This window comes from Corynebacterium sp. TAE3-ERU30, from assembly GCF_019209925.1.
Classification (GTDB): domain Bacteria; phylum Actinomycetota; class Actinomycetes; order Mycobacteriales; family Mycobacteriaceae; genus Corynebacterium; species Corynebacterium megadyptis.
The window spans coordinates 247554-273437 of record NZ_JAHUTO010000002.1 but is presented as its reverse complement, the minus strand read 5'-3'; the positions used below and the strand labels follow the sequence as shown (position 1 = coordinate 273437).

The window sequence follows — 25884 nt, the reverse complement described above, 5'->3', positions numbered from 1 at the left end:
TTCATGGCAGCTTCCCACCCTTCGCTGAATGACTTGCCCTTGCGCGATAGCCTGCGCGGGCAATCGCCGTATGGTGCGCCGCAGCTCGAGGTGCCGGTCGCACTCAACACCAATGAGAACCCCTATCCGCCCTCCGAGGCGATCGTCGCCGAGTTGCAGGAACGCCTCGCCGCCGATGCTGCGCGACTCAACCGCTACCCGGAGCGAGACAGCGTCGAGCTGCGCACCGCGTTGGCCGAGTATTTCTCCCGCCAGACGGGGGTCGAGGTCACCGTAGACAATGTCTGGGCGGCCAATGGCTCTAATGAGGTGCTGCAGCAATTGCTGCTGGCCTTCGGTGGCCCCGGCCGGTCCGCCCTGGGCTTCCAGCCGAGCTACTCCATGCACCCGATTCTTTCCGAATCGACCATGACGGAGTTTCTCAATTGTCCCCGCGATGAGAATTTCGATATCGATATCGATCGGGCGCTCGCCGCGATCGCCGAGCACGCACCCAGCGTGGTGTTTGTGACCACCCCTAATAACCCCACGGGTGGGCTGACCTCGCTGGAGGATATTGCCACCATCATCGAGGCCACCGACGGCGTGGTGATCGTGGACGAGGCCTATGCGGAGTTCTCCGATCAACCCTCGGCTGCCACGCTGCTTGATACCTATCCGGACAAGCTCGTGATCTCGCGGACGATGTCGAAGGCGTTCGACTTCGCTGGCGCCCGCGTGGGCTATTTTGTGGCCGCGCCCGCTTTTGTTGAGGCCGTGATGCTTACTCGTTTGCCCTATCACCTCTCCGTGCTCACCCAGTCCGCTGCGGTGGTGGCGCTGAAGCACTCCGAGGACACTTTGGCCACGGTCGCCACCCTTGCTGCGGAGCGCGATCGGGTGGCCGCAGAGCTGAAGGAGATCGGCTACGAGGTGGTTGATAGCTCCTCGAACTTCATTTTCTTCGGACGCTTCGCCGATGCCCACCAGGTGTGGCAGCAGTTCTTGGATCGGGGAGTGCTGATCCGGGACGTGGGCGTGGACGGTTTCTTGCGCGTGACCGTGGGCCTGCCGAAGGAAAATGATGCCTTCCTCGCCGCCGCACGCGAGATTCAGCAGAATATATAAGCAGAGTTCTCAGAACACGACACGCACATCATGCCGGTCCCAGCCACAGTGCTCGGGGCCGGCGTAAAGACCAAGGAGCACATCATGCCCGATCTCAGCCACAGCAGGGATCAGCGCATCAGCGCAGAAACCGCCGATAAGGAGCGTCGCGCTCGCATCGAGCGGGCCACTCAGGAATCCACCATCTCGGTGGAGTTGAACCTCGATGGCACCGGTAAGGCCGATATTTCCACCGAGCTGCCCTTCTTCGACCACATGCTGCACGCCTTTGCCAGCCACGGCAGCTTCGATCTTGAGGTGCGCGCCAAGGGCGATATTGAGGTCGATGCCCACCACACCGTGGAGGACACCGGCATCGTGCTCGGCACGGCCTTTGCGGAGGCGCTGGGAGATAAATCCGGTATTCGCCGCTTCGGCTCCTGCCAGCTGCCCATGGACGAGTCCCTGGTGGAGGGCATCGTGGATGTCTCCGGCCGCCCCTATTGCGTGATGAAGGGGGAGCCGGATCAGATGCTCACGGCGGTGATCGGCGGGCACTATCCCACCGTGATTAACCATCACTTCTTTGAAACCCTAGCCCTGAATGCGCGCATCGCGCTGCACGTGCGCTGCCACTATGGCCGCGACCCCCACCACATCACCGAGGCCGAGTACAAGGCGGTGGCCCGCGCCCTGCGCCAGGCGGTGGAAAAGGATCCGCGCGTCAGTGGTGTGCCCTCGACTAAGGGAAGCCTGTAGATGCAGTTTTATGTTCTCGCCGCCGCCGATATGCAGCGAGACACGGGCACCTCGTGGTTGATATATCTGCTGTTCATGGTGGCTGGTTTGCTGGTCGGCGGCGCTATCTCGGCCTATAGGGCAGAGCAAAAAGTACTCACGATAGTCTTAGGTGTATTAGCCCTGATCGGCTTCGCTGGCGGGGTGTTGTGGATGATTGGAGAGTTAGGAGCCTAGATGAGCACTCGGGTACTTTCACGAGCAGAACTCGAAGAACTGCCCAGCATGTGGAAGTCGCCCGGGTTTATTGCCACGCTCATCGCAGTGGGCTCGGCCTTCGGCGCTTTCTCCATTCTGCTGCCGGTGGTGCCGCTGGCCGTTATTGATGCCGGTGGTTCCGACGCCCTTGCTGGTGCGACCACGGCCATCTTCATGGCCGCCACCGTGCTCACCCAATATTTCACCCCGCAGGCCATCCGCGCCCTCGGATACCGGCCGGTGATGGTGGCCTCGGCATTCATGCTCGGCGTGCCCGCCCTCGGCCACCTGCTGGGTATGACAGTGGTGCCGGCGCTACTCTTTTCCGCCCTCCGCGGCGTGGGCTTCGGCGCTATCACGGTGGCCCAGGCAGCCCTCATCGCGGAGATCGTGCCGCTGCGTTTCCTAGGTAAGGCCTCTGGCATGCTGGGCGTGTGCGTCGGCTTATCGCAGATGGTCTTCTTGCCGATTGGTCTCGCGGTGGCCGACAATGTCAGCTTCACGGTGGTCTATATCATCGCCGCAGTGATCGGCGTCTCCGGCGCGGCGCTGTGCGTGCTCATTCCGCCGGTGCGGCCCAATCCCGTCACGGATAACCAAGAGGAGTCCGAGGGCTTCAACCAGCGCGTTGCCACGTGGAAACTCATCACCGTGCCCGCCATCGCCATCTCCACGGTGGCCATGGGCTTCGGTGCGGTGTCCTCCTTCCTGCCGGCCGCGATCCGCGATATGGACCCCAACACGGGTGCCTTTATCGCCGGTATCGTGCTCTCGGTCGTGGGTGGCGCGCAGATGATCTTCCGTTTCCTCTCAGGCGTGGTGGCCGATCGCCGCGGCGAGGCCGGGGCCACCATGCGCCCCGCCCAGATTCTCTCTGCACTGGGCCTGGTTGCTATCGCCGTGATCATTATTTTCGAGTGGCCCAGCTGGCTGCTGCTCTTTGCGGCACTGGCCTTCGGTGGTGGCTTCGGCGCCATCCAAAACGAGGCCCTGCTGGCCATGTTCAACCGACTGCCGCGCTCGAAGGTCTCCGAAGCCTCCGCGCTGTGGAATATGTCCTATGACACCGGCACCGGCATGGGCTCCTTTGTGCTCGGTATCGTGGCCGCCCGTGCCGCCTACCAGGACGCCTTTATCGTCGGCGCCGGCCTGGTCGTGGTGGGGCTGATGATCAGCTACGCCGATGCGGTGATGGGCCGGCATCGTATCGCCGAATACGGCAATACCCGCGCCCAGCTGCGCCAGGTGCCGGTGGCCCGCAAAGCCGTCTATGGCATGCGCAAGATCCGCCGCGTCGGCGCCAGTGCCGTGCCGGTGGAGGCGCTGCTGCGCCGTGCCCCACGCCCCGGCGGCTGGAAGCGGGGAAAGAAAAACAAGAAGCGCGGCTAGGTTCGGCCACCGCAGGCTAGAATTCGTGGATGCACCCGCCCCGCCGCTGCAGGGTGGCGTCGATAAGCACAAAACAAGGTGGAGACAACCTCATGACAACAACAGTGGCCATTCTGGACTATGGCGCCGGAAACCTGCGCTCGGCGCACCGAGCAATTGAACGCCACGGCGTGACCACGCTGGTGACCCACGATCCGCGCGAGGTGCTCGCCGCCGACGGCCTGCTCGTTCCCGGGGTCGGTGCCTATGCCGCCTGCATGGAGGGGCTGAAAAAGGTGCAGGGGCCGCGTTTGATCGGGGAGCGTCTCGCCGGGAGCCGGCCCGTGCTGGGTATTTGCGTCGGCATGCAGGTGATGTTTGCTCGCGGCGTCGAACATGGCGTGGATGCCGCGGGGCTGGGGGAGTGGCCGGGCACGGTGGAAAGGCTCGAGGCGGATGTATTGCCGCATATGGGCTGGAACACCGTCGAGGCCGATGCCGGCATGCGCATGTTTGACGGCATTGACCCCGCGGAGCGTTTCTACTTTGTGCACTCCTATGGCGTGCGTTCCTGGGAGATGCAGGTAGAAGAGCCCTTCCTGCCCCCAAAGCTCGCCTGGAGCGAGCACGGTGGCGATCGCATTCTTGCCGCCGTCGAAAACGGCCCGCTGTGGGCCACCCAGTTCCACCCCGAGAAATCCGGCGACAGCGGCGCCGAGCTGCTGCGCAATTGGATTGCTACGCTCTAAGCTAATCCCCGCCCGGGCCCGAGTAGCGGCCACCGACTCTTCTCACGTGAAGGATCCTTGATCGTCATGAGTTTTACTCTCATTCCCGCCGTCGACGTTGTAGATTCCCAGGCCGTGCGCCTGCACCAGGGCGAGGCTGGGACAGAGAAAAGCTATGGCAGCCCGCTCGAGGCGGCCCGCACCTGGCAGGAGCAGGGCGCCGAGTGGCTGCACTTTGTGGACCTCGACGCCGCCTTCAAGCGCGGCTCCAATCACGAGCTCATGGCAGAGGTGATTCGGGAGCTCGACATCAAGGTGGAGCTCACCGGCGGTATCCGCGACGATGCCTCGCTCGAGCGCGCCCTCGGCACCGGTGCCGCGCGGGTGAATATCGGTACCGCGGCGCTGGAAAACCCAGACTGGGCTGAGGCGGTGCTCGAGCGCTATGGCGAGGCGGTAGCGATCGGGCTGGATGTCAAACACATCGATGGCGAGTGGCGCACCCGCGGCAATGGCTGGGTCTCCGATGGCGGCGATCTGTGGGAGGTTCTCGAGCGTTTCGACGCCGCCGGCTGTAGCCGCTTCGTCGTCACCGATGTATCCAAGGACGGCACCTTGACCGGGCCGAATATTGACCTGCTGCGCGATGTGGCGGCTGCTACCGATGCCCGCATCGTCGCCTCCGGCGGCATCTCCAGCATCGAGGATGTGCTGGCCGTGGCCCAGCACCGCGCCGAGGGTATCGACTCGGTGATCATCGGCAAGGCCCTCTACGAACACCGCTTTAGCCTCGCCGAGGTGCAGGCCGCCGTGGACGCGCTGGACTAGCGACGAGCACGGCACCGACACATCAGGATTGGGCGGAGACCACCATGGCGCAGACACCCCAGACGGACTATGACGCCCAGCAGCTCGAGCAGCTGCGCTGCACCGCGGAAGGCATCCTGCAGCCGCTGCTGCCGGTCTTTCGCGGCGGGCTCGGCTCCCCGCCTGCCGTCACAAAGGCGCCGGGGGACTTCGCCACCGCCGTGGACTTGCAGCTCGAGCGCACGCTCAGCGAGGAACTTCTCGCCCACACCGGTATCGCCTGTGCCGGGGAAGAATTTGGCGCGGTGCGCGACTACGCAGCAGCCGCCACGACCCCCGGACCGCAATGGGTGATCGACCCCATCGACGGCACCTCCAACTACTCCGCCGGCAACCCGCAGTGCGCGATCCTGGTCAGCCTCATCGTCGGCGGGCAGGCCGTGGTGGGCCTGACCGCGCTGCCCGCCACCGGTGAGCTGCTCTCCGCCACGACCCACTCGGGGGTGTATCTCAACGGGGTGGTGGCGCCGCAGCCGGCAGAGCACGTGCGCTCGATCACCCAATTCGGGTTCGGCTCCATTGTCTCGCCCCGCGATTCCCGCTTCCCCACAACGTTGCGCCACGCCCTGCTCGGTGAGCTCATCACCCGTTTCCCGCGGCTGCGCATCAGCGGCTCGGTAGGCGTGGATCTCGCCTATACCGCCCTCGGCCGCTTCGGCGGGGCCGTGAGCTTTAGCCCCCACCCCTGGGACAACGCCGCCGGCTATGTGCTCAACACCGCGGCGGGCAATGTGGTCACCGATCTGGGCGGCACGCCGTGGCGGCCTGGGGGCATCGGCATGGTGGCCGCCACCCCGGAGATCCACGAGGTGGTCATGGACGTCATCCGGCAGGCCGGCTAGGGGCGCATCAAGGCAGCCGGGTGCAGCCGGCGGGCCGCAGCTGCTCGTGGCTGGAGGATGGCGTCGATAAGCCCCCACCCCGTACGCGGTGTACCGGCCGGTGCGTGGGAGACTGATAACGAGAATTCAACTACAGTCAAAAACTCTGTAATCGTGAACAACAATCGTGGGTAAGGACGAACAACCGTGGGCGTAGCAGTGCGAGTGATTCCGTGTCTGGATGTGGACCAAGGGCGCGTAGTAAAAGGCGTGAACTTTCAGGGGCTGCGCGATGCCGGCGACCCCGTGGAACTCGCGGCCCGCTATGACGCCGAGGGAGCAGACGAACTCACCTTCCTCGACGTGTCCGCCTCGACCGCCGGCCGCGGCACCATGCTCGATGTGGTGCGCCGCACCGCGGATCAAGTGTTCATCCCCCTCACCGTTGGTGGCGGGGTGCGCAGCGTGGAGGATGTGGACCAGCTGCTGCGCGCCGGGGCGGACAAGGTGAGCGTGAATACCGCCGCGATTGCCCGGCCCGAGCTGCTCACCGAATTGGCGGAAACCTTTGGTTCCCAATGCGTGGTCCTCAGCCTCGATGCCCGCCGCGTGCCCGCCGGTGGCACCCCGCAGCCCAGCGGGTTTGAGGTGACTACGCATGGCGGCACGCGCTCAGCCGAGATCGACGCTATCGAGTGGGCCCGCGAGGCAGAGCGCCGCGGGGTAGGGGAGATCCTGCTGAATTCCATGGATGGCGATGGCACCAAGGCCGGCTTCGATACCGAATTGATCCGCCTCGTCCGCGATGCCGTGTCCGTGCCCGTGATTGCCTCCGGTGGCGCCGGTAGCGCCGAACATTTCCCGCCCGCCATTGAGGCCGGCGCCGATGCGGTGCTCGCGGCCAGCATTTTCCATTTCCAAGAAGTCAGCATTGCCTCCTGCAAGCAGGCGCTTATCGACGCCAACCTGGAGGTGCGCACCAGCCGGGACGGCGGCGTCGCCCCGGCCGTGCAGCCCGCTGCCGCCGAGGAGGACGATGATGCCAAGTAGCAATCCCGCCGATTATGAGCTGGACCCCGCCGTCGCCGCCCAGGTGCGCTTTAATGCCGATGGCCTCGTTCCCGTGGTGGTGCAGGAGGAACGCGGCGAGGAAGTATTGATGATGGCGTGGATGGACGCGCACGCGCTGGCCTATACCTTGGCCTCGCGTCGCGGCACCTACTATTCCCGCTCCCGTCAGGAGTACTGGATCAAGGGGCTCACCAGCGGGCATGTGCAAAAAGTGGTCTCGCTGGCCGCGGATTGCGATGGCGATACCCTCTTGATGCGCGTGCACCAGACCGGCGCCGCCTGCCACACCGGTAGCCGTACCTGCTTCGATGACCGTGAGCTCAGCTTCGGCTGCGCGCTCGAGGATGCAGAAGGAGAACAGCAGTGAGCTCGCGCAGCACAGCCCAGCGCCCCGCCAAGTACTGGATGGCCTTAGGGGCGATTGCCTTGGGCGCCGTGGTGGCGTGGGTATCCACCCGCATGGTGTGGGTGAGCGTCGAGAGCTTCGACGATAAATCCGGCGCAGCCTCCTTCGAGATCCTCGGCGCCACCTGGTCGACCGAGCTGGCCGCCATCGCCCTGCTCTTTCTCGCCTCGGTAGTAGCGGCGGCGGTCTTGCGTCCCCTCGTGCGCCGCGTCATTGGTGGCGTGGTGGCTGTGGCTGGGGTAGTCGGCGGCTATGCCCCGCTCAGCGTGCTGGGAGGCGAGCCGGACCCCTCGCGGGCGCGGGCGCTGCTGCTCGCGGACTCCCACGATGCGGGAGCCTCCGCGGCCGGCACCTCCCAGCAAGTACAGACACTCACCGAGTGGGCCAGCATCCAAGCCGTTGATAGCTCCACCCTTGGTCCCGCATTGGCGCTGGTGGCCTGCGCCAGCGCGGTCTTCGGTGGCGTGTTGTTGCTGCTGCAGCCAGGGCAGGCGCGCGCGGCGTCGAATAAATACGAAAAGCGGGCGGCGCGGCGCGAAAAACTTGGCGAGGATCTGCGGGAATCCCCCGATTCCGGGCGCGTGATGTGGGATGCCCTCGATGAAGATATTGATCCCACCGAGGCCCCGGACACCACCGACGAGGACAAGGGCGCAGGCACCACATCCACCTCTTAAGCTCTCTGCATAACTCCGTATAGAGGTGCCGTGAACTGGGAAAATAGGGGTAATTTAGGGATAGCCCGTGGCAGGCTATAGCCTAAAAGAGTTAATTCTAGGGCGGTGGTGCGATTCTTATACAGGCCACCACAGCCGCCGGACACACTCGAAGGACACGGCATGGTTTCGGAGATCGAGCGCATTCTCGCTGGCGTCAGCGAGGACGTGAAGGCGCGCGAGCACCACCTGCCCTTTAAAGAGATCAAAAGGCTGTCCTTCTCGGCGCCGAAGCCGCGAGACGCCCGCGCCGCCCTCTCCCAACCGGGATGCTCCATTATTGCCGAGCTGAAGCGTGCCGTGCCCAATAAGGGCGAGCTCGCCGCCATCGAACACCCCGCGCTCTTGGCCCAGCAGTTTGAGCGCGAGGGGGCGCGCATCATTTCCTGCCAGACCGAGCGCCGCCGCTTCAACGGCGATCTGCGTGATGTGCGCGCGGTGAAACAAGCAGTGGATGTGCCGGTGATGGCCAAGGACTTCATCATTGACCCCTACCAGATCCACGAGGCCCGCTACTTCGGCGCCGACGTGGTGCCGTTGATTGCCGCCATCTTGGATCAGCACCGGCTGGAGGCGCTGCTCGATCGCATCGAATCCCTGGGCATGACCGCGTTGGTCGAGGTCAACACCCGCGAAGAAGCAAGCCGGGCGGTGCAGGCCGGGGCCACGCTCATCGGGGTGAATGCCCGGTCCATGGATACCTTCGAGCTCAATCCCACCGCCTTTTCTGAGATCGCCCCCGGCCTGCCCAGCGGGGTGGTGCGCATCGCCATGTCGGGCGTCGATACCCCGCAGCAGCTGATGACCTACGCCGGCTGGGGCGCGGATGCGGTGATCATTTCTACCTCCTTGGTCACCCATGAGGACCCAGCGGGGCTGTGTCGTAAACTGGTGGCAGCCGGACAGCATCCGGCGTGTCCCTCCACCCGCTAGCAACTCACGAAGCGAGATCCCACACGGTGCTAGACCAGTTTATTTCCGCCGGCTTGCCGTCTGCGCTTTTCGCGGGCGACCTCGGCCGCCTAAGCGCGGGGCTGACCCGCGCCATCCCCTCCCCACCGCAGGGCGTATGGCAGCTCGGCCCCATTCCCGTGCGCGCCTATGCGCTCTGCATTATTGCCGGCATCGTGGCGGCGCTGCTGCTGACCAAAAAGCGCTACCAGGATCGCGGCGGCGATGGGGAGGTCGTCTATGATGCGGCACTCGTTGCCGTGCCCAGCGGCATCATCGGCGGCCGCGTCTATCACGTGATCACCGATCACGATAAGTACTTCTGCGAGAGCTGTTCTCCCATCGACGCGCTGAAAATCACCAATGGCGGACTGGGCATTTGGGGCGCAATTGCCCTCGGCACCATCGCCGTGGCGGTGTATTTCCGCATGAAGAAAATCCCGCTCGCCCCCTTTGCCGACGCCGTCGCACCCGGCATCATCCTGGCCCAGGCCATCGGCCGCCTCGGCAATTGGTTCAACCAAGAGCTCTATGGCTATCCCACCGATGTGCCCTGGGCGCTGGAGATCTATGAGCGCGTCGACGCCACTGGCATGCTCGCGCCGGTCACGGGCCGCTCCACCGGCGAGGTGCTGGCCACCGTGCACCCGACGTTCCTCTACGAGCTGCTGTGGAACCTCATCATCTTCGCCCTATTGCTGTGGGCAGATAAGCGCTTCTCGCTGCGCGGCGGCCAGGTATTCGCACTCTATGTGGCCGGCTATACCGCAGGCCGCTTCGTCATCGAGCTGATGCGCTCGGATGCGGCCACCCATATCTTTGGCCTGCGGGTCAATACCGTTGTCTCCGCTGTGGTGTTCCTCGCCGCAGTGCTCGTCTTCATCATGATGCGGGCGCGGCAACGCCACCGCGACGCCGCGCAGACCCAGACCGCTGCGGTGGAGTCCCCACAGAGCACGCTCTGAGGCGCCAGCAGGGCCACCTAGCCGAGAGCACAGAGACCGCACTCACCACATGGTGGGTGCGGTTTTATGTCTCGGCTGTGTTCGCCTGCGGCGGTGGTGCGGTGGTGCTGTAGGCGGCAGTGCGATGACGGTGCGGCGACGGTGTAGGCGGTGGTGCGTGCCAGTGTGATCAACTTCGCCAGAGAGGGTGGCTGTGGCCACATCTCGCACATCACGGGGCGGCATGGACCCAGATCACAATGTGGTTTTGTGCCTGTTTGACCTGCATTTGTGTGGTTTTGTGGACATTTCTGTGGATAAAACAACAGGGCGGTGTGGGCTTCAGCGGGGCTGTTAGTGCGTCTTCCAGCGCTTTCTCCACAGCGGCGTGTGTAGCCGGATTGCGCTAGGAGCACTACAGTGGGGAAGCGTGAATAGGAGAACGAAAATCGTATGTACCCTCGGTCCCGCCGTTGCTAGTGAGGAGGGCATTCTTGAGCTCGTCAAATCTGGCATGGACGTGGCTCGCCTGAATTTCTCGCACGGTGATCACTCCGACCATGAACAGAACTATCGCTGGGTCCGTGAGGCCACCGATAAGACTGGTCACGCTGTCGGCATCCTCGCCGACCTGCAGGGCCCCAAGATCCGCCTCGGCCGTTTCATCGACGGCTCCACTATGTGGGAGACCGGCGAAACCGTCCGCATCACTGTGGACGATGTGCAGGGCACCCACGACCGCGTGTCCACCACCTACAAGAACCTGGCCAATGACGCCAAGCCGGGTGACCGCCTGCTGGTCGATGACGGCAAGGTCGGCCTCGTCTGCATCGAGGTCGATGGCAACGACGTCGTCTGCGAGGTCACCGAAGGTGGCCCAGTGTCCAACAACAAGGGTGTCTCCCTGCCCGGTATGGATATCTCCGTGCCGGCCCTGTCCGAGAAAGACATCAAGGACCTGCGCTTCGCGCTGAACCTGGGCGTGGACTTCATCGCCCTGTCCTTCGTGCGCTCCCCGGCCGACGTCGAGCTCGTGCACAAGGTCATGGATGAGGAGGGCCGCCGCGTCCCCGTCATCGCCAAGCTGGAAAAGCCCGAGGCTGTTGAGGCTCTCGAGTCCGTGGTGCTGGCCTTCGACGCCATCATGGTTGCCCGTGGTGACCTCGGCGTGGAGGTGCCGCTGGAGGAGGTGCCGCTGGTTCAGAAGCGCGCCATCCAGATCGCACGCGAAAACGCTAAGCCGGTGATCGTGGCTACCCAGATGCTGGATTCCATGATCGAAAACTCCCGCCCGACCCGCGCCGAGGCCTCCGACGTGGCCAACGCCGTGCTGGATGGTGCGGATGCCGTCATGCTCTCCGGTGAAACCTCCGTTGGTGTGGATCCGCACAACGTGGTGCGCACCATGTCCCGCATCGTGCGGGTCGCGGAAAAGGACGGCGATGTGCCGCAGCTGACGCACGTTCCGCGCACCAAGCGTGGCGTGATCACCTACTCGGCCCGCGATATCGCCCAGCGTCTGAACGCCAAGGCTCTGGTGGCCTTCACCACCTCCGGCGATACCGCGAAGCGCCTGGCTCGCCTGCGCTGCCCGCTGCCGCTGTTGGTCTTCACCCCCGACCCGGCCGTGCGTTCGCAGCTGGCATTGTCCTGGGGTGCGGAGACCTTCCTGACCGAAACCGTCCACGACACCGATGAGATGATGGTGGCCGTCGACGAGGCGCTGCTGTCGATGAGCGAGTACGACCGCGATGATGTGATGGTGGTTGTTGCCGGTACTCCTCCCGGAATCCCCGGTAACACCAACATGATCCAGGTGCACCTGCTCGGCGATAACACCCGCTCCACCAAGCGTGAGAGCGAGAGCGACGCCACCCTGGTATCGGAGACCCCCTCCACCGCCACCAGCACCGGCACGACGAGCTCGACCGCGAAGTAGCCTGCGCCTGCCGTAAGTGTCCGCCCCGGCTGGCACTAGGGCGGCTGGCTGCGGTTACTACCGCACTACATAACACAGACCACCGATCCTCTCCCATGACAGGAGTGGGGATCGGTGGTCTGTGACGTCTGCGGCCCCCGTCTCAACAGGGGCGGTGGCCGATGGTGTTACTTCCGCAGCTCGTGGGCGCGGTGTGCGGCCTCGGCGTCGGGGAGGTTCGCGGATTCCACCACGGCCTCTGAGCGCACCTCGGTGGGATCGGAGGGGAGATTCTTCGGCAGATTCGCCTCGTCCGGGCGCTGAATGGTGGCCTCGGATTTATCGTCTACCAAGTAGGTGAGCACGGCACACAGCGCGGCCTTGGTGGAGGCCTCCACAGAAGGCTCATAATCCGGGAGGAAGTCGCCGGCGTGATTGACGGGAATGTCCTCGATAGTGTCCTCGGCGAGCGCCTTCTCCCACTGCTCGCGGGGAGTGATACCCACCAGCCAGAAGAAGTAGGGGGCGCCGAAGGCGCGGGGGATATTGGTGAAATCCTCCGAGGCAGTCCAGCGTTTGGCGTCCACGCTCTCCTCGCCGAAGACCTCGTCGAAGGTATAGCGCACATGCGAATACACCACGGGGTCATTCTCGGTGAGTTCGCCGTGATTGGAGAAACGGAACTCGGGGGCGCGCTCGCACCCGGAGGCCTGGCATTCGCCGTGTACCACGCGCTTAATGGCCTGGTAGGTCTTGCGCTTGACCTCGTTGTCGTAGAAGCGACAGTTGAGCACCAAGGTGGCTTCGCCCGGCACGGTGTTATTGGTGTGCCCGGAAATCAGGGAGCCGACGGTGATCACAGCGAAGTCATTGGGGTTGATCTCGCGTCCGACGATGCCCTGCAGGCGTACCACGATCATCGACGCTAGGTAGGTGGGGTCGATGGAGTTGTGCGGCATCGAACCGTGCGCGGACTTGCCGTAGAGCTTGATGGTGATGGTGTCGCATGCCGCAAGTGCCGCTCCGGGGCGGGACAGGATGCGGCCGGCGGGACCGGCGATCACGTGCTGGCCAAAGCACACATCGGGCTTCGGGATGATATCGGCGAGGCCATCATTGACCATCGCCGCCGCGCCCACCGAGATCTCTTCAGCCGGCTGGAAGAGCGCCACGAAGGTACCGGACCAGCTATCGCGGGTAGAGTCCATGACGGCGCAGGCGCCGAGCAGGGCGGTGGTGTGCATGTCGTGCCCGCAGGCGTGCATGATCGGGGTTTCCACCCCAGACTCACGCACCCGCGTGCGGGTGGAGGCGTAAATGGCGCCGGAGGTTTCCTTCACCGGCAGCGCATCGAAGTCGGCGCGGAATAGCGCGGTGGGGCCATCGCCATTGCGGAAAATAGCCACGATGCCGTGGCCGCCGATGCCGGTGTGTACCTCGCAGTCGAAGTTGCGCAGGTGCGCGGCGATCTTACGGGCGGTTTCCACCTCAAATCCGGAGAGCTCCGGATTGGCGTGCATGTCCTGGTAGAAGGCTTTCTGCCAGTCGAGTTTCACCCCGTGATTATCAATAATGTTCTTGATAGTCCGGCTCTTATCGCGCGCATGCGCCGAGGCGGCTGTGGTGTCATTCACGGGGGTACTAGGTTCCTTTCACAGGTTGCGTGCACTGGGTGTTCTCGCCCCCTTTTCCCTCGCTCGCCGTCCGCCGCGGACGGTGGTGGGGCAAGCAAAAAGCCCCGAGGGGGCAACTATGGGAAAAGAAGGTATAGTGCCATCAACCCTAGAGGCGCAGGCAGCGCGGCACAAGGGGTTATGCACCCCCTATGGCTCCTAGCCAAGCGATAGGGGGTGGGGAATGCGCCAGCTAGCTACGCTTGGCGCGGGCGAACCACAGGGCGGTTCCCGCTGCTCCCATCACGCCGAGCACGCCCAGCGTCCAGGCCGCAGCCGAGAGGCTGACGAGGCTGCCGATGAAACCTGCGGCCGGGTAGGTAAGCAGATAGCAGGCGTGGGACGCGCTGAACTGGGTGGCGAACACGGCGGTGCGGTTATCGACGGTGCTGTGGCGGCGCAGCAGCCGCGAACTCGGGGTGGCAATGAGCGCGGCGCTTGCGCCGAGCAGGGCCCAGAGCAGACACATCAACCACCACGCGGCCGAACCGTGGAGGGCGAGCGCAACCGCCGCGAGGAGCAGCGGCGCGCTGATGGCGCCCAGGACCATGACCGTGGTGTCTACTGCGTAGTGCAGCAGCCGCGGCAGCACGAGAGCAATAAACATCGAGCCGGCGCCGAAGAAGGCGAGCAAGATACCGAGATCGGACTCCGGCCGCTGCAGTTGATCGCGCACCACCACCACGGTGTTGATGATGACCATGGCCCCGACTGCGGCCACGGTGAGATTCGACCAGGCCACGCCGCGCAGTTCTGGGGTGCGCCGGAAGATACGGGCCCCGGCGAGGGGGCGGCGGAAGATGGATTCGGTGCGGTCGATCTCGAGGGTGCGGCGATACTCCTCGATGTGGGTGCTGAGAATGAGCGCTGCGGAGCAGGCAAAGCCGATGATCGTGCCGAGGAAGAGCAGGTGATAGCTCATCACGGCCAGCAGCGCGGCGGCGAGAAGCGGCGAAAGCACCGACTCTAAATCGTAGGCCAGCCGAGACAGGGACAGCGCCTGCGTGTAGTCCTCTTCATCGGGCAGCACATCGGGGATGAGGGCCTGGAAGGTCGGGGTGAAGGTGGCCGAGGCGGCCTGCAGGATAAAGATGAGGATATAGATTTGCCATGTCTCGGTGACAAAGGGCAGGCCGCAGGCAATGAGGCCGCGCACCACATCCGCCGAAACCAGCACTACCTTGGGATTCCACCCCGCGAGCAGCGTGGTGGCCACGGGGGAGAGCAGCACATAGGCAATAATCTTGATGCTCAGCGCGGTGCCCAGCACGCTGCCGGCTTGGCTGCCGGCGATATCGAAGGCGAGTAGGCCCAGGGCAACGGTGAGCAATCCGGTGCCCACAAGAGCAATAACTTGGGCCCCGAAAAGCCGAGCGTAGCGGTGATTGCGAAGAACAGAAAGCATGACGGTGCCTTTAGTTGTCGTGGGTGTGGGTGCGGGAGAGCGCCTCGGCGCTCACGGCGTGCTCAGCCTGGTTCATAGCCTCGCTGATCAGCTGGATGGCGTGCTCATCGGTCAGCGAGTAGTAGACGCTGGTGCCCTGGTGGCGGGTGGTGACCATCCGCGCCAGGCGCATTTTGGCGAGATGCTGGGAGACGGTCGCGGGACGCTTAGCGACGGTGGCCGAAATCTCGTTCACGCTCATCTCTTCGGCTTTCCCCAGGGTGAGGATGATGCGAATGCGCGTGGGGTCGGCGAGCAGTTTGAGCACTTCGGCGGCGGCGAGTTCCAAGGAGCCGCTCTCGGTGATGGCAGGCACGTGCACGTGATCACTCGGGACGCGTTTAGGTGATCCATTCCTTAGCTTCTTATCTTCGTGCATATGAAGATAATAGGGTTGCCTGCTGCGCGTGGTCAAGGGTGGAAGGCGGGTAGGCCTAGAGTAGTAGATATGACTACACTCACACTTCAGACACTACGCGCTGCTGGTATTGACGCCACGAGTTATTCGGCCCCACAGGATCGTGCCGCTTTTGTCCTCGTGGACGGGCAAAACGACTTTGTTGAAGGGGGCGCTCTCGGGGTGGAGGGCGGTGCCCACGCCCTGGCGGCGACGGCGGAGTTCTGCGCCGCCCATGCCCGCAACTATGCGGTGTGCGCGGTCACGCGCGATTGGCACATCGATCCCGGTGCCCACTTTGCGGAGGAGCCCGATTTTGCCGAGAGCTGGCCGCAGCACTGCGTGGCCGGCACTAAAGGAGCGGAATTACATCCCCAGGCGCTGCGGGCGCTCGATAATGCCGCAGCGGCCGCCCCCGAGCAGATACGCATTGACGTCAGCAAAGGCGAATACACTGCGGCGTATTCGGGATTCGAAGGAGCCACCCCGCATGGCACGAGCCTCGCCGAGGCGCTGCGGGAACACGGGGTGACAACCCTCGATGTTGCCGGCATCGCCACGGACTATTGCGTGCGCGCCACCTGTCTCGATGGCCTTGCAGCGGGCTTCGCCGTGCGGCTTCTCGTGCCTTTAACCGCAGGGGTGGCAGAGCAGAGCTCGCTGGAGGCGTTGCGTGAGATCCGCGCCCAGGGTGGCCAGCTGCTGCTGGTCTAGCCCGTAACTAGGCAGCAGCCAGGGGCGAGGGGGCTTAGTGCGCGGCGGCGAAGGCGCGCAGGATCTCCTCGTTGAAGGCGGGCAAATCGGCAGGGGTGCGCGAGGAGATCAGTGCGCCATCGACACAGACCTCGCGATCAACCCAGGTGGCCCCCGCGTTGATGAGGTCGGTCTTCATCGAGTGGTAGGAGGTGATGGTCCGGCCGCGCAGCACATCGGCGTCGCTGAGAATCCAGCCACCGTGGCAGATCACGCCCACTGGTTTGCCGGCCTCCACCATGTTTTTCACGAGTGCGACGGCGTGGGCATCGGTGCGGATGGTATCGGCGTTTTTGGTTCCACCGGGCAAGAGCAGGCAATCAAAATCAGCGGCATCCGCCTTTTCGGTGGTGACATCCACCGCCACGGTGGAGCCCTTCTTGCCCTCGATCTCACCGGCCTCGGTGGAGACTACGAGCGCCCGCCCACCGGCTTCGGTGATGGCGGCGATGGGGCTGGAGAGCTCATCATCATCAAAACCATGAGTGGCTACAACGGCGACGGTCACAGACTTCAGATCGGACACGACGTCCACGTCCTTTCACATTAATTTTTCGGCTTTTGCAGTGTGCGGCCCAGAATAGGGCGGGCCGTGCCGTTTGTGCCACCGTCGTCGCCACCGGGCGCGTGTCTTGAGGCGCGCAGCGGCCAGCAGTGCAGCGCCGTGGGGGATAATGCACTCAACCCGCGCGCAACGTCGAGAAGCACGCGGGTTGATGGGCCTGAGCACGAGGTCGGTGCCGGCTTATTTCTTTTCTAGCTTCAGCAGGATGTCATCGTCTGCCTTGGGGTCAGCGCCGAGGAAGCCGGAGGTTTCATCGGGGTGCTTCATCAGCTGCACGCTGAAGTACACCAGCCCGCCCCAGATGACGAGGATGAACAGGGCCATCATGATGATTGCGGTACCGGTCATGATTAGTGCGCCTCCTTGGTGTCGGCGGTCTTGTGGAGGGTGGCCTCGGGGCCATCGTCGCCGATGCCGCGGAAGCCGAGGGAATGATCGACATCCACACCGAAGTCCGAACCGGGCGGGCCATCGAGGGCCTGGTTGCCGCGCCACGGCAGGATGGTCAGCGCCATCGAACCGATGAAGATCACGCCGATCACGCCCCAGCCGTAGATGCCCAGCTGGGCGGGGGAGTAGCCCTCATAGGGTTCGGCAATCAGGGTGGTGATCTCCTGGAAGAGGATGATCGCCAGCACCACGGGGGTGATATTGGCGACGAAGATGCGCCAAGTGTTGCCCACGCGGAAAGAGGAGACCGCATTGAGGTGCAGTGCCAGCTCATCGGTGCGGTGCAGAATCCAGTCCACCACGATGATCGCGGCGATAGCGACGGCGACAATACCGATGTTGTTGGTGAACTTATCCACGATGTCGAGGGTGACCAGACCAGAGGTGGTGGGGAAGAAGATCATGGCGATCACGGCCATGGAACCGCCCACCAGCAGCACAGCCTGCACGCGGGGAAGGTCGAACTTGTCCTGGAAGGCGCCGATGACCACCTCGAGCAGGGACTGCAGAGAGGTGATACCGGCGATCACGAGGCAGGCGAAGAACACGACGCCGAAGACCGAGCCCCAGAGCCCACCCATTTCCGAGATAACGGTGGGGAAGGCCACGAAGGCCAGGCCCGGGCCGGAGGAGGTGACCTCGTCCACGCCCACGCCCGCTTGGGTTGCCATGAAGCCCAAGGTGGCGAACACGCCGATACCGGCCAGCACCTCGAAGGAGGAGTTGGCGAAGGCGGCCACCAGGCCAGTGCCGGTGAGGTTGGAGCGCGGCTTCAGGTAGGAGGAGTAGGTGAGCATGATGCCGAAGGCCACCGAGAGCGAGAAGAAGATCTGGCCATAGGCGGAGATCCACACCGTCGGGTTGCTCAGTGCCGACCAATCGGGAGTAAAGAAGGCGTTCAGGCCGGCGGCGGCGCCGGGCAGGGTGAGCGCGTAGATCACCATGCCGATGAACATCACGGCCAGCACTGGGATCGCCCAGGTGGACAGGCGGCCAATGCCCTTATCCACGCCCAGAGCCAGCACGGCGAGGACCAGTACCCACACGACGGCGAGGACGATGGCGATCGGCCACACGAAGTTCAGGCTGTTGATGGAGGTGGCGTCGATCTGCAGGAAGTCGTTGAAGAAGTATTCCTCCGCATTATCGCCCCAGGACTTGCCGATAGAGCTAAACGCGTAGATCGCGGCCCACGCAATAATCACCGAGTAGTAGATGGTGATGAAGAAGGACACACCCACCTGGAACCAGCCGACCGGCTCGGTCCAGGACTTCAGGCGACGAAATGCCTTCGGTGCCGAGCCGCGGAAGCGGTGGCCCACGGCGAAGTCGAAGAACAGCAGCGGGATACCCGCAGTGATCAAGGCGACGATATAGGGGATGAGGAAGGCGCCACCGCCGGACTGATAGGCAACATAAGGGAAGCGCCAGATGTTTCCTAGGCCCACAGCGGAGCCGATGGCAGCGAAGAGGAACGCCTGCCGCGAGGAGAATGTTTCGCGGCTCTGGGCGACCTCGGCGCTACCTGCGGTGCTCGTGGAGGTAGACATGTCTCGGTCTCTTTTCTACTGATTCCGATGCGCCGCAGTGTGCCGCGCACCTCGCTCTCAAAGAAAGTTTCACATGGTGGGAAACTTGGTCTCACAATAACAGAGTCGGTACGGATATAAGAACAGCCTCTATAGAATTTCAGGAAAATCTAAGAAAGGCGGGGTTTCCCAGCTAGGAGGCCTGTCGAGGGCTCGCGGCTACGCTCATCTGGGGGTAGCGAGGGTCGCGCAGAGTGCTGCTGCGCGCTGCGAATCTCGGGTTGCGGGAGCAAAGAGCAGAAAAATAGGGGTCTTATATAGTAATGCCCATCAATAAAGGCGCCGCAGCGGAGACTCACCCCAGTGCGGCGCCTGCGGAGATATACCCCGCCCAAGTTGTAGTGAAGTCGTAGTGGTTGCGTTAGTGGTTGCGCTTCAGCGGCGAGAAGTGCACGGCCGTGGCCAGAATGCTGCCGATGATCGCACCGACCACGAGCGAGTAGCCGGTATTAATCAACCAGCCGAGGAAGCTGTAGTGGCCGTGGGAGAGGGAATGCATCAGGTCCTCGGGGCCACGCCATCCCAGCTCGGCGGCACCGTGGACGATAATGTGCCCGCCGACCCAGAGCATGGCGAAGGTGCCGATCACGCTGATCGCGGCCAGCACCTTCGGCATAGCGGCGACCAGTCCGCGGCCGAAGGTGGCGGCGCCGGAGTTATCGGAGGCGGCGAGCTTGAGCCCCACATCATCCATCTTCACCAGCAGCGCCACCGCGCCATAGACCAGCGCGGTCAGGCCCATGGCCACCACCACGAGCACCGCGGTGCGCACCCCGAAGGTCAGGTGGGCCACCTGGTTGAGGGAGATCACCATGATCTCCGCGCTCAAAATGAGATCGGTGGCGATGGCGCTTTTGACCAGCTGGTCCTCATCCACCGACTTATTGGCGGAGGCCGGGGTCTGTTTGCCTTCCGCGCCGGTGACCAGCTCGACTACCTTCTCCATGCCTTCGAAGCAGAGAAAGGCACCGCCGACCATCAGGATCGGGTTGAGTAGCCAGGGCACCAGCCAGCTCAATAGCAGCGCCAGCGGCAGGATCACAATGAGCTTATTAAAGAGCGAGCCCCGGGCGATCCGGAAGATCATGGGCAGCTCGCGCGAGGGCGAGACTCCGGCGACGAACTTCGGGGTCACAGCCGCATCATCGACCACCACGCCGGCGGCCTTGGTAGAGGTCTTGGCCGCGTGGAGAGCCACATCGTCAATATTCGCGGCGGCGGCCCGAGCAAGAAGGGAGACGTCGTCGAGAAGCGCTGCAAGCCCACCGGCCATGAAGAGGTCCTAACTAGATACGGGGAAAAAGAGCGGTTGCTTAGGGTGCACTAGCCCCGCTAGTGTTGCAAGAGCCGTGTACCGGCGCTGCCACTCCACAGTGTGCATGGACCAGCCTTGGCCTGTGCGTTTATCTGTGTGGGAGTCGCGCCGTTGCCTAAGCATACTAAATACTGACATTACCGCGGGTGCCCGCGCGCCATAGGCCGCGCTGGGGCTGAGAACACACCGTGTGAACCTGATCCGGGTAATTCCGGCGAGAGGGAGGGTACTTTTTCATGACATCATCAACCCAGCGCACCGCCTCGCGGTGGCGCGTCGTCGACATCGTGGTGGCCGCCGTATTGGGTGTGGCGACCGGTCTGATTTTCTGGATCTGGAATTCGGTGGGCTATGCCTGGTACACCGCCGCAGACGCACTCACCCCTGGTTTGGGCGGTATCGCCGTGGGCGTGTGGCTGCTCGGCGGCGTTCTTGGCGGGCTGGTGATTCGCAAGCCCGGCGCCGCGATTTTCGTGGAGCTGCTCGCCGCCGCCGTCTCTGCCACCTTGGGTAGCCAGTGGGGCCCGGAGACCCTGTACTCCGGTCTGGCGCAGGGAATCGGCGCAGAGCTGATCTTCCTCATTTTTGCTTATCGACGCTTCACTCCCGTCGTGGCCATGCTGGCCGGTGCCGGCGCCGCAGTTGGGGCATTCTTGCTGGAGCTGGTGCTCAGCGCCAACTACGCCAAGTCGCTGCTCTTTAATATCACCTACCTTTCCACCCTGATCGTCTCCGGTCTCTTCCTGGCGGGTCTGCTCGGCTATGTGCTGGTGCGGGCGCTCGCAGCGGCTGGCGCCTTGGATCGTTTCGCGGTAGGCCGCGAACACCGCGCTGAAGTCTAAGCTGCCCGAACCGCATCCGCCGCAGCGCGTGGGTGCGTCGCCGCCCACGGCGAGAATCTCAAGGAAAGTGGCCCATAGTGAAGCACTCACACGGTCTGTCGCAGTTCAGCGACGCCGCTGCCCCCGTGCATGTGCGGGACTATTCCTGGCGGCACGGAGGCCGAAAAAACCCGACTCTGCGCTCCATTAATCTGCAGATCGAGCAGGGTGAGCGGGTGCTCGTTTTAGGGCAGTCCGGAGCGGGCAAGTCCACGCTGCTGCACGCCATCGCCGGCGTGCTGGGCGGCGAGGATGAGGGCGATGAGCACGGCAGCATCACTGTTGCGGGGCGCTCGCCCGAGCAGGCCCGTGGCCTCGTGGGAATGGTGCTCCAAGACCCCGACTCGCAGGTCATCAGCTCGCGCGTGGGCGATGATGTCGCCTTTGGCTGCGAGAACCTCGGTGTGGAGCGCGCGGAGATCTGGCGGCGAGTACCCGAGGCACTCGAGCTGGTGGGGCTGCATCTGCCGCTGGATCATCCCACCGCAGAGCTATCTGGCGGGCAAAAACAGCGCCTCGCCTTGGCCGGGGTGATCGCGATGGGCGCGCGGGTGATTGTGCTCGACGAGCCCACCGCCAACCTCGATCCCACCGGGGTGCGCGAGGTCCGCGATGCGGTGATCGCCGTTGCCGAGCGCACCGGGGCGACACTCATCGTGGTGGAACACCGGGTAGACATCTGGCAGCAGCACCTCGATCGCACGGTGGTCGTGGGCGCTGCGGGCGATATCGCCGCCGATGGGCCCATCGACACCGTCATCGCCGAGCATGGTTCCGAACTGGCGGAGCAGGGAGTGTGGGTTCCCGGGGTGGAGCTCGACCTACCCGCCGCCCACACCGTGCCGACGAACGCCAATGCAGCACTATCCGCCACGGATCTTATGGTGGGGTGGCAGAAGAACCAGCCGGTGGCGGGGCCGCTGAACCTCAGCATTCCCGCCGGGCATTCCACCGTGATTACCGGCGATAATGGCGCCGGTAAATCGACGCTGGCGCTCAGCGTCGCCGGCCTGCTCCGGCCCGTGCGCGGGAGCGTGCGGGTGCACACACCGCAGCGCAGCGTCGATCCGCACCGCTTGCGCTCTGTCGCTTTGGCCCAAACCTTGGGCTACGTGTTTCAGGACCCCGAGCATCAATTTGTCGCCCGCACCGTGCGCGAGGAGCTGCTCGTGGGCCCGCGCGTAATTAGCGGCAATAAGCATCTGAAGGAGCATCCCCGCGTGGATGAGCTTTTAGAGCGGCTGCGGCTCGCCCACCTCGCCGAGGCCAATCCTTTTACTCTGTCCGGCGGGCAAAAACGCCGCTTGTCTGTGGCGACGGCGCTGGTTGCCGCCCCACAGGTCTTGCTGCTGGATGAGCCCACCTTTGGCCAAGACCGGCGCACCTTCACCGAATTGGTGCAGCTAATCCGCGAGCTGGCCGATGAGGGCGTGGCGATCGCCTCCATCACCCACGATCAGCTCTTTATCGACGCGCTAGGGGATCACCGCATCCACGTGGATAAGCACGCCCCCACACCCCAGGCGGGGGAGGGGGCAGCATGAGCGCACGCGTAAACGTCCTCCGTGGCACGAATCCCGTCACCCGGCTGCTGGGCGTGCTCTTTCTCACGACACCACTGCTCATCAGCGTGGATTGGGTATCGGCCGGGGTGGCGCTGCTCTGCACCCTCGCGGTGACGCCGCTGTGCGGAATGTCGTGGCTGCAGCTGGCTCGCCGCGGCTGGCCGATTCTGGCCGTCACGCCCATTTCGGGTATCTCCATGGCCCTCTATGGCCGGCCCGAAGGCACCGAATACGCCAGTTTCCTCTTCGCCCACATCACGGATAATTCCCTCGAGCTGGCGCTCGCGATCATGCTGCGCGTGCTCGCCATCGGCCTGCCCGTGGTGCTCGTCTCCTACAAAGTCGATCCCACCGATTTCGGTGATGGTCTGGCCCAGGTGCTCAAGCTGCCTGCCCGCTTCGTCATCGGTTCCGTGGCTGGGGTGCGGTTAATGAGTCTGTTCCAACGCGACTGGCGGGCCCTTGAGCGGGCGCGCCGCTCGCGCGGGCTCGGCGACCGCGGCCGCGTCACCCGTTTCTTCGGGCAGATCTTCGCCCTGCTCGTCTTGGCGTTGCGCCGCGGCTCCAAGCTCGCCACCGCCATGGAGGCCCGCGGTTTCGGCAGCGATCACGAGCGCACGTGGGCGCGGGAATCGACCATGTCTGGCCGTGACTACGCAGTACTGCTCGCCTGCCTGGCCATTTCCTTCGTGGCGCTCGGGGTGTCTATCGCCAGCGGCGCCTTCCGTTTCCTCGGGGCTTAAGATGCCACGCACTGTGCTTATCGACGGCCGCTCCGGGGCGGGCAAAACCACCCTGGCGCGATGGTTGGCCGACTGCAGCGGCGCCCAGCTAGTGCACCTCGATGATCTCTATCCGGGTTGGCATGGGCTGGCCGCCGCCGGTGAGATCGTCGCCAAGGATGTGTTGGCACCCATCGCGCCGGGATACTACCGCTGGGACTGGGAGCAGGGGCGGGCAGGGCAGTGGCGGAGCCTCTCGGCCGGCGCGCCGCTGATTGTGGAAGGCTGCGGGGCCATCACCCCCGCCACTGTCGCGGCCGCCCGGGCGCGCGGTCTGGTGGCCACGATCTTCCTCGATCTCGACGCTGCGGAGCGCAAGCGGCGGGCGCTTGAACGCGATCCGGGCTATGCGGCCTATTGGGATATGTGGGCGGCACAGGAGGATCGGCATATTCTTTCCGTGCTGCCGTGGCAGGATGTGGACTTTTCCCGCGCACCCTAGCTAATTACCCCCGCGCGAGGGGGCTTTCTGGGGACCTATAGAAATATTTTCCGGCCCCCTACAAGGGGTGAAGGTTCAGGTAGCTGAGCTGCAGCACACAGTGAGCTAAGAGTTTTTCGTGTTTAGTTCTCAGGCAAACTAAGATGTGACGTGCCGCAAAGGCGATCGTCATTACCCGATGACATCACCATATGCATGACCTACCTCGAATGGGAGAACTAACGCCATGACGCTAAAGAAGTCGCTGGCCATCCTTGGCGCTGCGTCGCTCACCTTGGGCCTCGCTGCGTGCTCGGATGATAACGGTTCTGGCGGGGGCAGCGGAGCTGACTACATCCGCGCCAACGGATCCGAGCCACAGAACCCACTGATTCCGGCTAACACCAATGAGACCGGTGGCGGCCGCATTATTGACCTCATTAATACCGGTCTCGTGTACTACGACACCGAGGGTGAGGTTCATAACGATCTCGCTGACTCCATCGAGTTGGAGGGCGATAAGACCTATCGCGTGAAGCTCAAGGAGGGCAAGAAGTTCTCCGATGGCACCGAGATCAAGGCCGAGAACTTTGTGAAGGCCTGGAACTATGCCATGGAGAACGAGCAGCTCTCCGCCTACTTCTTCGAGCCCATCATGGGCTACGAGGATGGCGCCTCCGAGATGGAGGGACTGAAGGTAGAGGACGACTACACCTTCACCATCGAGCTGCAGCAGCCCGAGTCTGACTTCCCGCTGCGCCTTGGCTACTCCGCCTTCTTCCCGCTTCCCGACGTCGCCTTCGAGGACATGGACGCCTTCGGCGAGTCCCCGGTGGGCTCCGGCCCCTACAAGCTCGAAGAGTGGAACCACCAGCAGGACGCCCTCATCGTCCCGAACGAGTATTACGACGGTGAGCGTGCCGCGAAGAACGACGGCGTGCGCTTCACCTTCTACCCGCAGCAGGACGCCGCGTACGCCGATCTTCTCTCCGGCAACCTCGATGTCCTGGATGCCGTGCCGGATTCCGCCTTCTCCACCTATGAGGAAGAGCTCGGCGACCGCGCGGTGAACCAGCCCGCCGCCGTGTTCCAGTCCTTCACCATCCCGGAGAGCCTGGAGCACTTCAACGGTGAGGAGGGCAAGCTGCGTCGTGAAGCCATCTCGATGGCGGTGAACCGCGATGAGATCACCGACAAGATCTTCCTCGGCACCCGCACCCCGGCGAAGGACTTCACCTCCCCGGTGATCGACGGCTATGACCCCGATCTCAAGGGCGAAGAGGTGCTGAACTTCAACCCGGACCGCGCCAAGGAACTGTGGGCCGAGGCCGATGAGATCGCTCCTTTCGAGGGCACCTTCGAGATCGCCTATAACGCCGATGGTGGCCACCAAGCATGGGTGGATGCGACCGCCAACTCCCTGAAGAACGTGCTCGGCATCAACGCTCAGGGCAAGCCCTACCCGGACTTCAAGTCCCTGCGCGATGAGGTGACCAACCGCGAGATCACCACTGCCTTCCGTACCGGCTGGCAGGCTGACTACCCGGGCCTGGGTAACTTCCTGGGGCCGTTGTACGCCACCGGCGCCAGCTCCAATGATGGTGACTACTCCAACAAGGACTTCGACGCCAAGCTCGATGAGGCTGCCGGCGCCGAGTCTGTGAAGGAAGCCACCCCGCTCTACAACGAGGCCCAGGAGATCCTGCTTGAGGATCTGCCCGCGATCCCGCTGTGGTACTCCAACGTCACCGGCGGCAGCGCCGACACCGTGGAGAACGTGGTCTTCAACTGGAAGTCCGTCCCCGTCTACGAGCAGATCACCAAGAAGTAATCTGTTCTCGCCTGCGCCTGCGGCGGTGTGGCCCGGCTCGTGTACCCACGGGCGGGGCGGCACTGCCGGGCGCAGTGTTCGCTTTTGATCCCCAGCACCCCTGGCGGCCTGGGATGAGTCTCCGAAAGGACGTTGCGCTCTGAATAATCACAGTTCTCAACGCTCGTACGGTGTCATCCGCAGCGGCCAGGGGTGCTGGTATGTGTGAAGCTTTGGTAATTTAAAGCGATAGTCTCGCTAGTCTCACTGCGCCCCCGAGCTCTCCGTGCATCACAGGACAATCGGATCGGCCAGCGGTGGTGGCTTGCGGGAGGATCGACGCGTCAACCGCGCTACCTAACCTAGA

At 63.9% G+C, this 25884-nt stretch carries 25 protein-coding genes, 1 pseudogene and 1 riboswitch; of the genes and pseudogenes, 19 read left to right on the top strand and 7 right to left on the bottom strand.

Features of this window, described 5'->3' with window-relative positions; translation table 11 throughout:
- Positions 1-3 precede the first annotated feature (3 nt).
- The 13 genes and pseudogenes from KR227_RS04225 to pyk form a co-directional block, all read left to right on the top strand.
- The gene (locus KR227_RS04225; protein ID WP_218363882.1) at positions 4-1107 is read left to right on the top strand and encodes a histidinol-phosphate transaminase; all 1104 of its coding nucleotides are present in this window, start codon (positions 4-6) and stop codon (positions 1105-1107) included.
- 84 nt (positions 1108-1191) lie between these two features.
- Positions 1192-1845, top strand: coding sequence for an imidazoleglycerol-phosphate dehydratase HisB (gene hisB, locus KR227_RS04220; protein ID WP_225976683.1), 654 nt, complete (start codon positions 1192-1194; stop codon positions 1843-1845).
- 30 nt (positions 1846-1875) lie between these two features.
- Positions 1876-2061: a hypothetical protein gene (locus KR227_RS04215; RefSeq protein WP_369408538.1), complete on the top strand. Its 186-nt coding sequence runs from the start codon at positions 1876-1878 to the stop codon at positions 2059-2061.
- Complete coding sequence (locus tag KR227_RS04210) at positions 2062-3471, top strand: MFS transporter (RefSeq protein ID WP_218363880.1); 1410 nt, start codon at positions 2062-2064, stop codon at positions 3469-3471.
- A gap of 92 nt (positions 3472-3563) precedes the next feature.
- Positions 3564-4199, top strand: coding sequence for an imidazole glycerol phosphate synthase subunit HisH (hisH, locus tag KR227_RS04205; RefSeq protein WP_151530320.1), 636 nt, complete (start codon positions 3564-3566; stop codon positions 4197-4199).
- A gap of 66 nt (positions 4200-4265) precedes the next feature.
- Positions 4266-5006 (top strand): bifunctional 1-(5-phosphoribosyl)-5-((5-phosphoribosylamino)methylideneamino)imidazole-4-carboxamide isomerase/phosphoribosylanthranilate isomerase PriA, encoded by a 741-nt coding sequence (priA, locus tag KR227_RS04200; protein ID WP_218363879.1) that lies wholly within the window; start codon positions 4266-4268, stop codon positions 5004-5006.
- A 44-nt stretch (positions 5007-5050) separates the two neighbouring features.
- Positions 5051-5887 carry an inositol monophosphatase gene (locus tag KR227_RS04195; RefSeq protein WP_218363878.1) on the top strand — a complete coding sequence of 279 codons (837 nt, stop codon included), beginning with the start codon at positions 5051-5053 and terminating at the stop codon, positions 5885-5887.
- Between the two features lie 186 nt (positions 5888-6073).
- Positions 6074-6916 (top strand): imidazole glycerol phosphate synthase subunit HisF, encoded by an 843-nt coding sequence (gene hisF / locus KR227_RS04190; RefSeq protein WP_218363877.1) that lies wholly within the window; start codon positions 6074-6076, stop codon positions 6914-6916.
- Complete coding sequence (gene hisI, locus KR227_RS04185) at positions 6906-7304, top strand: phosphoribosyl-AMP cyclohydrolase (RefSeq protein ID WP_218364348.1); 399 nt, start codon at positions 6906-6908, stop codon at positions 7302-7304. The genes hisF and hisI overlap by 11 nt, the downstream gene beginning before the upstream one ends.
- Entirely contained in the window at positions 7301-8020 is a 720-nt protein-coding gene (locus tag KR227_RS04180; protein ID WP_370625160.1) for a TIGR02234 family membrane protein, read from the top strand. The genes hisI and KR227_RS04180 overlap by 4 nt, the downstream gene beginning before the upstream one ends.
- Positions 8021-8182: 162 nt before the next feature.
- Positions 8183-8992: an indole-3-glycerol phosphate synthase TrpC gene (gene trpC / locus KR227_RS04175; protein WP_218363876.1), complete on the top strand. Its 810-nt coding sequence runs from the start codon at positions 8183-8185 to the stop codon at positions 8990-8992.
- A gap of 101 nt (positions 8993-9093) precedes the next feature.
- Positions 9094-9975: a prolipoprotein diacylglyceryl transferase gene (lgt, locus tag KR227_RS04170; RefSeq protein ID WP_218364344.1), complete on the top strand. Its 882-nt coding sequence runs from the start codon at positions 9094-9096 to the stop codon at positions 9973-9975.
- 409 nt (positions 9976-10384) lie between these two features.
- Positions 10385-11806: pseudogene (pyk, locus tag KR227_RS04165) on the top strand (pyruvate kinase); the annotation flags it as partial.
- 254 nt (positions 11807-12060) lie between these two features.
- Here the strand turns inward: pyk and KR227_RS04160 are convergent.
- The 3 genes from KR227_RS04160 to KR227_RS04150 form a co-directional block, all read right to left on the bottom strand.
- On the bottom strand, positions 12061-13506 hold the full coding sequence (locus KR227_RS04160) for an amidohydrolase (RefSeq protein WP_370625159.1): 1446 nt from the start codon (positions 13504-13506) through the stop codon (positions 12061-12063).
- A 232-nt stretch (positions 13507-13738) separates the two neighbouring features.
- A complete protein-coding gene (locus tag KR227_RS04155; RefSeq protein ID WP_218363874.1) occupies positions 13739-14950 on the bottom strand; it encodes an MFS transporter in 1212 nt (403 codons plus the stop codon).
- A 10-nt stretch (positions 14951-14960) separates the two neighbouring features.
- Positions 14961-15305, bottom strand: coding sequence for an ArsR/SmtB family transcription factor (locus KR227_RS04150; protein ID WP_370625158.1), 345 nt, complete (start codon positions 15303-15305; stop codon positions 14961-14963).
- Positions 15306-15437: 132 nt separating this feature from the next.
- Between KR227_RS04150 and KR227_RS04145 the strand changes: the two genes are divergently transcribed.
- Positions 15438-16100: an isochorismatase family protein gene (locus tag KR227_RS04145; protein ID WP_218363872.1), complete on the top strand. Its 663-nt coding sequence runs from the start codon at positions 15438-15440 to the stop codon at positions 16098-16100.
- A 34-nt stretch (positions 16101-16134) separates the two neighbouring features.
- Here the strand turns inward: KR227_RS04145 and KR227_RS04140 are convergent, their stop codons facing one another.
- The 4 genes from KR227_RS04140 to KR227_RS04125 form a co-directional block, all read right to left on the bottom strand.
- The gene (locus tag KR227_RS04140) at positions 16135-16665 is read right to left on the bottom strand and encodes a type 1 glutamine amidotransferase domain-containing protein (protein WP_218363871.1); all 531 of its coding nucleotides are present in this window, start codon (positions 16663-16665) and stop codon (positions 16135-16137) included.
- A gap of 219 nt (positions 16666-16884) precedes the next feature.
- Positions 16885-17052 carry a methionine/alanine import NSS transporter subunit MetS gene (metS, locus tag KR227_RS04135; RefSeq protein WP_151529880.1) on the bottom strand — a complete coding sequence of 56 codons (168 nt, stop codon included), beginning with the start codon at positions 17050-17052 and terminating at the stop codon, positions 16885-16887.
- 2 nt (positions 17053-17054) lie between these two features.
- The gene (locus KR227_RS04130; RefSeq protein ID WP_218363869.1) at positions 17055-18704 is read right to left on the bottom strand and encodes a sodium-dependent transporter; all 1650 of its coding nucleotides are present in this window, start codon (positions 18702-18704) and stop codon (positions 17055-17057) included.
- Positions 18705-19104: 400 nt separating this feature from the next.
- Entirely contained in the window at positions 19105-20016 is a 912-nt protein-coding gene (locus KR227_RS04125; protein WP_218363867.1) for a DUF808 domain-containing protein, read from the bottom strand.
- Between the two features lie 174 nt (positions 20017-20190).
- A riboswitch (TPP riboswitch) is annotated at positions 20191-20300 on the top strand.
- On the opposite strand from KR227_RS04125, the gene KR227_RS04120 reads away from it, so the two are divergent.
- From KR227_RS04120 to KR227_RS04100, 5 genes are all read left to right on the top strand, one after another.
- On the top strand, positions 20295-20900 hold the full coding sequence (locus KR227_RS04120; RefSeq protein WP_151549130.1) for an ECF transporter S component: 606 nt from the start codon (positions 20295-20297) through the stop codon (positions 20898-20900). (Overlaps the previous riboswitch by 6 nt.)
- 95 nt (positions 20901-20995) lie before the next feature.
- Positions 20996-22483 (top strand): ABC transporter ATP-binding protein, encoded by a 1488-nt coding sequence (locus KR227_RS04115; RefSeq protein WP_255549129.1) that lies wholly within the window; start codon positions 20996-20998, stop codon positions 22481-22483.
- Positions 22480-23247, top strand: a complete 768-nt coding sequence (locus tag KR227_RS04110; protein ID WP_218363865.1) for an energy-coupling factor transporter transmembrane protein EcfT — start codon at positions 22480-22482, stop codon at positions 23245-23247. Before KR227_RS04115 ends, KR227_RS04110 begins: the two co-directional genes overlap by 4 nt.
- 1 nt (position 23248) lies before the next feature.
- Positions 23249-23728, top strand: a complete 480-nt coding sequence (locus tag KR227_RS04105) for a hypothetical protein (RefSeq protein ID WP_218363863.1) — start codon at positions 23249-23251, stop codon at positions 23726-23728.
- A gap of 226 nt (positions 23729-23954) precedes the next feature.
- The gene (locus KR227_RS04100; RefSeq protein WP_218363861.1) at positions 23955-25538 is read left to right on the top strand and encodes an ABC transporter substrate-binding protein; all 1584 of its coding nucleotides are present in this window, start codon (positions 23955-23957) and stop codon (positions 25536-25538) included.
- Positions 25539-25884 lie beyond the last annotated feature (346 nt).

What these genes read in the sequence shown, in the direction of transcription:
- KR227_RS04225 (WP_218363882.1), top strand. Translation starts at nt 4, where the DNA reads ATGGCAGCTTCCCACCCTTCGCTGAATGACTTGCCCTTGCGCGATAGC.
- hisB (WP_225976683.1), top strand. Translation starts at nt 1,192, where the DNA reads ATGCCCGATCTCAGCCACAGCAGGGATCAGCGCATCAGCGCAGAAACC.
- KR227_RS04215 (WP_369408538.1), top strand. Translation starts at nt 1,876, where the DNA reads ATGCAGCGAGACACGGGCACCTCGTGGTTGATATATCTGCTGTTCATG.
- KR227_RS04210 (WP_218363880.1), top strand. Translation starts at nt 2,062, where the DNA reads ATGAGCACTCGGGTACTTTCACGAGCAGAACTCGAAGAACTGCCCAGC.
- hisH (WP_151530320.1), top strand. Translation starts at nt 3,564, where the DNA reads ATGACAACAACAGTGGCCATTCTGGACTATGGCGCCGGAAACCTGCGC.
- priA (WP_218363879.1), top strand. Translation starts at nt 4,266, where the DNA reads ATGAGTTTTACTCTCATTCCCGCCGTCGACGTTGTAGATTCCCAGGCC.
- KR227_RS04195 (WP_218363878.1), top strand. Translation starts at nt 5,051, where the DNA reads ATGGCGCAGACACCCCAGACGGACTATGACGCCCAGCAGCTCGAGCAG.
- hisI (WP_218364348.1), top strand. Translation starts at nt 6,906, where the DNA reads ATGCCAAGTAGCAATCCCGCCGATTATGAGCTGGACCCCGCCGTCGCC.
- trpC (WP_218363876.1), top strand. Translation starts at nt 8,183, where the DNA reads ATGGTTTCGGAGATCGAGCGCATTCTCGCTGGCGTCAGCGAGGACGTG.
- KR227_RS04155 (WP_218363874.1), bottom strand. Translation starts at nt 14,950, where the DNA reads ATGCTTTCTGTTCTTCGCAATCACCGCTACGCTCGGCTTTTCGGGGCC.
- KR227_RS04145 (WP_218363872.1), top strand. Translation starts at nt 15,438, where the DNA reads ATGACTACACTCACACTTCAGACACTACGCGCTGCTGGTATTGACGCC.
- metS (WP_151529880.1), bottom strand. Translation starts at nt 17,052, where the DNA reads ATGACCGGTACCGCAATCATCATGATGGCCCTGTTCATCCTCGTCATC.
- KR227_RS04130 (WP_218363869.1), bottom strand. Translation starts at nt 18,704, where the DNA reads ATGTCTACCTCCACGAGCACCGCAGGTAGCGCCGAGGTCGCCCAGAGC.
- KR227_RS04125 (WP_218363867.1), bottom strand. Translation starts at nt 20,016, where the DNA reads ATGGCCGGTGGGCTTGCAGCGCTTCTCGACGACGTCTCCCTTCTTGCT.
- KR227_RS04120 (WP_151549130.1), top strand. Translation starts at nt 20,295, where the DNA reads ATGACATCATCAACCCAGCGCACCGCCTCGCGGTGGCGCGTCGTCGAC.
- KR227_RS04110 (WP_218363865.1), top strand. Translation starts at nt 22,480, where the DNA reads ATGAGCGCACGCGTAAACGTCCTCCGTGGCACGAATCCCGTCACCCGG.
- KR227_RS04105 (WP_218363863.1), top strand. Translation starts at nt 23,249, where the DNA reads ATGCCACGCACTGTGCTTATCGACGGCCGCTCCGGGGCGGGCAAAACC.
- KR227_RS04100 (WP_218363861.1), top strand. Translation starts at nt 23,955, where the DNA reads ATGACGCTAAAGAAGTCGCTGGCCATCCTTGGCGCTGCGTCGCTCACC.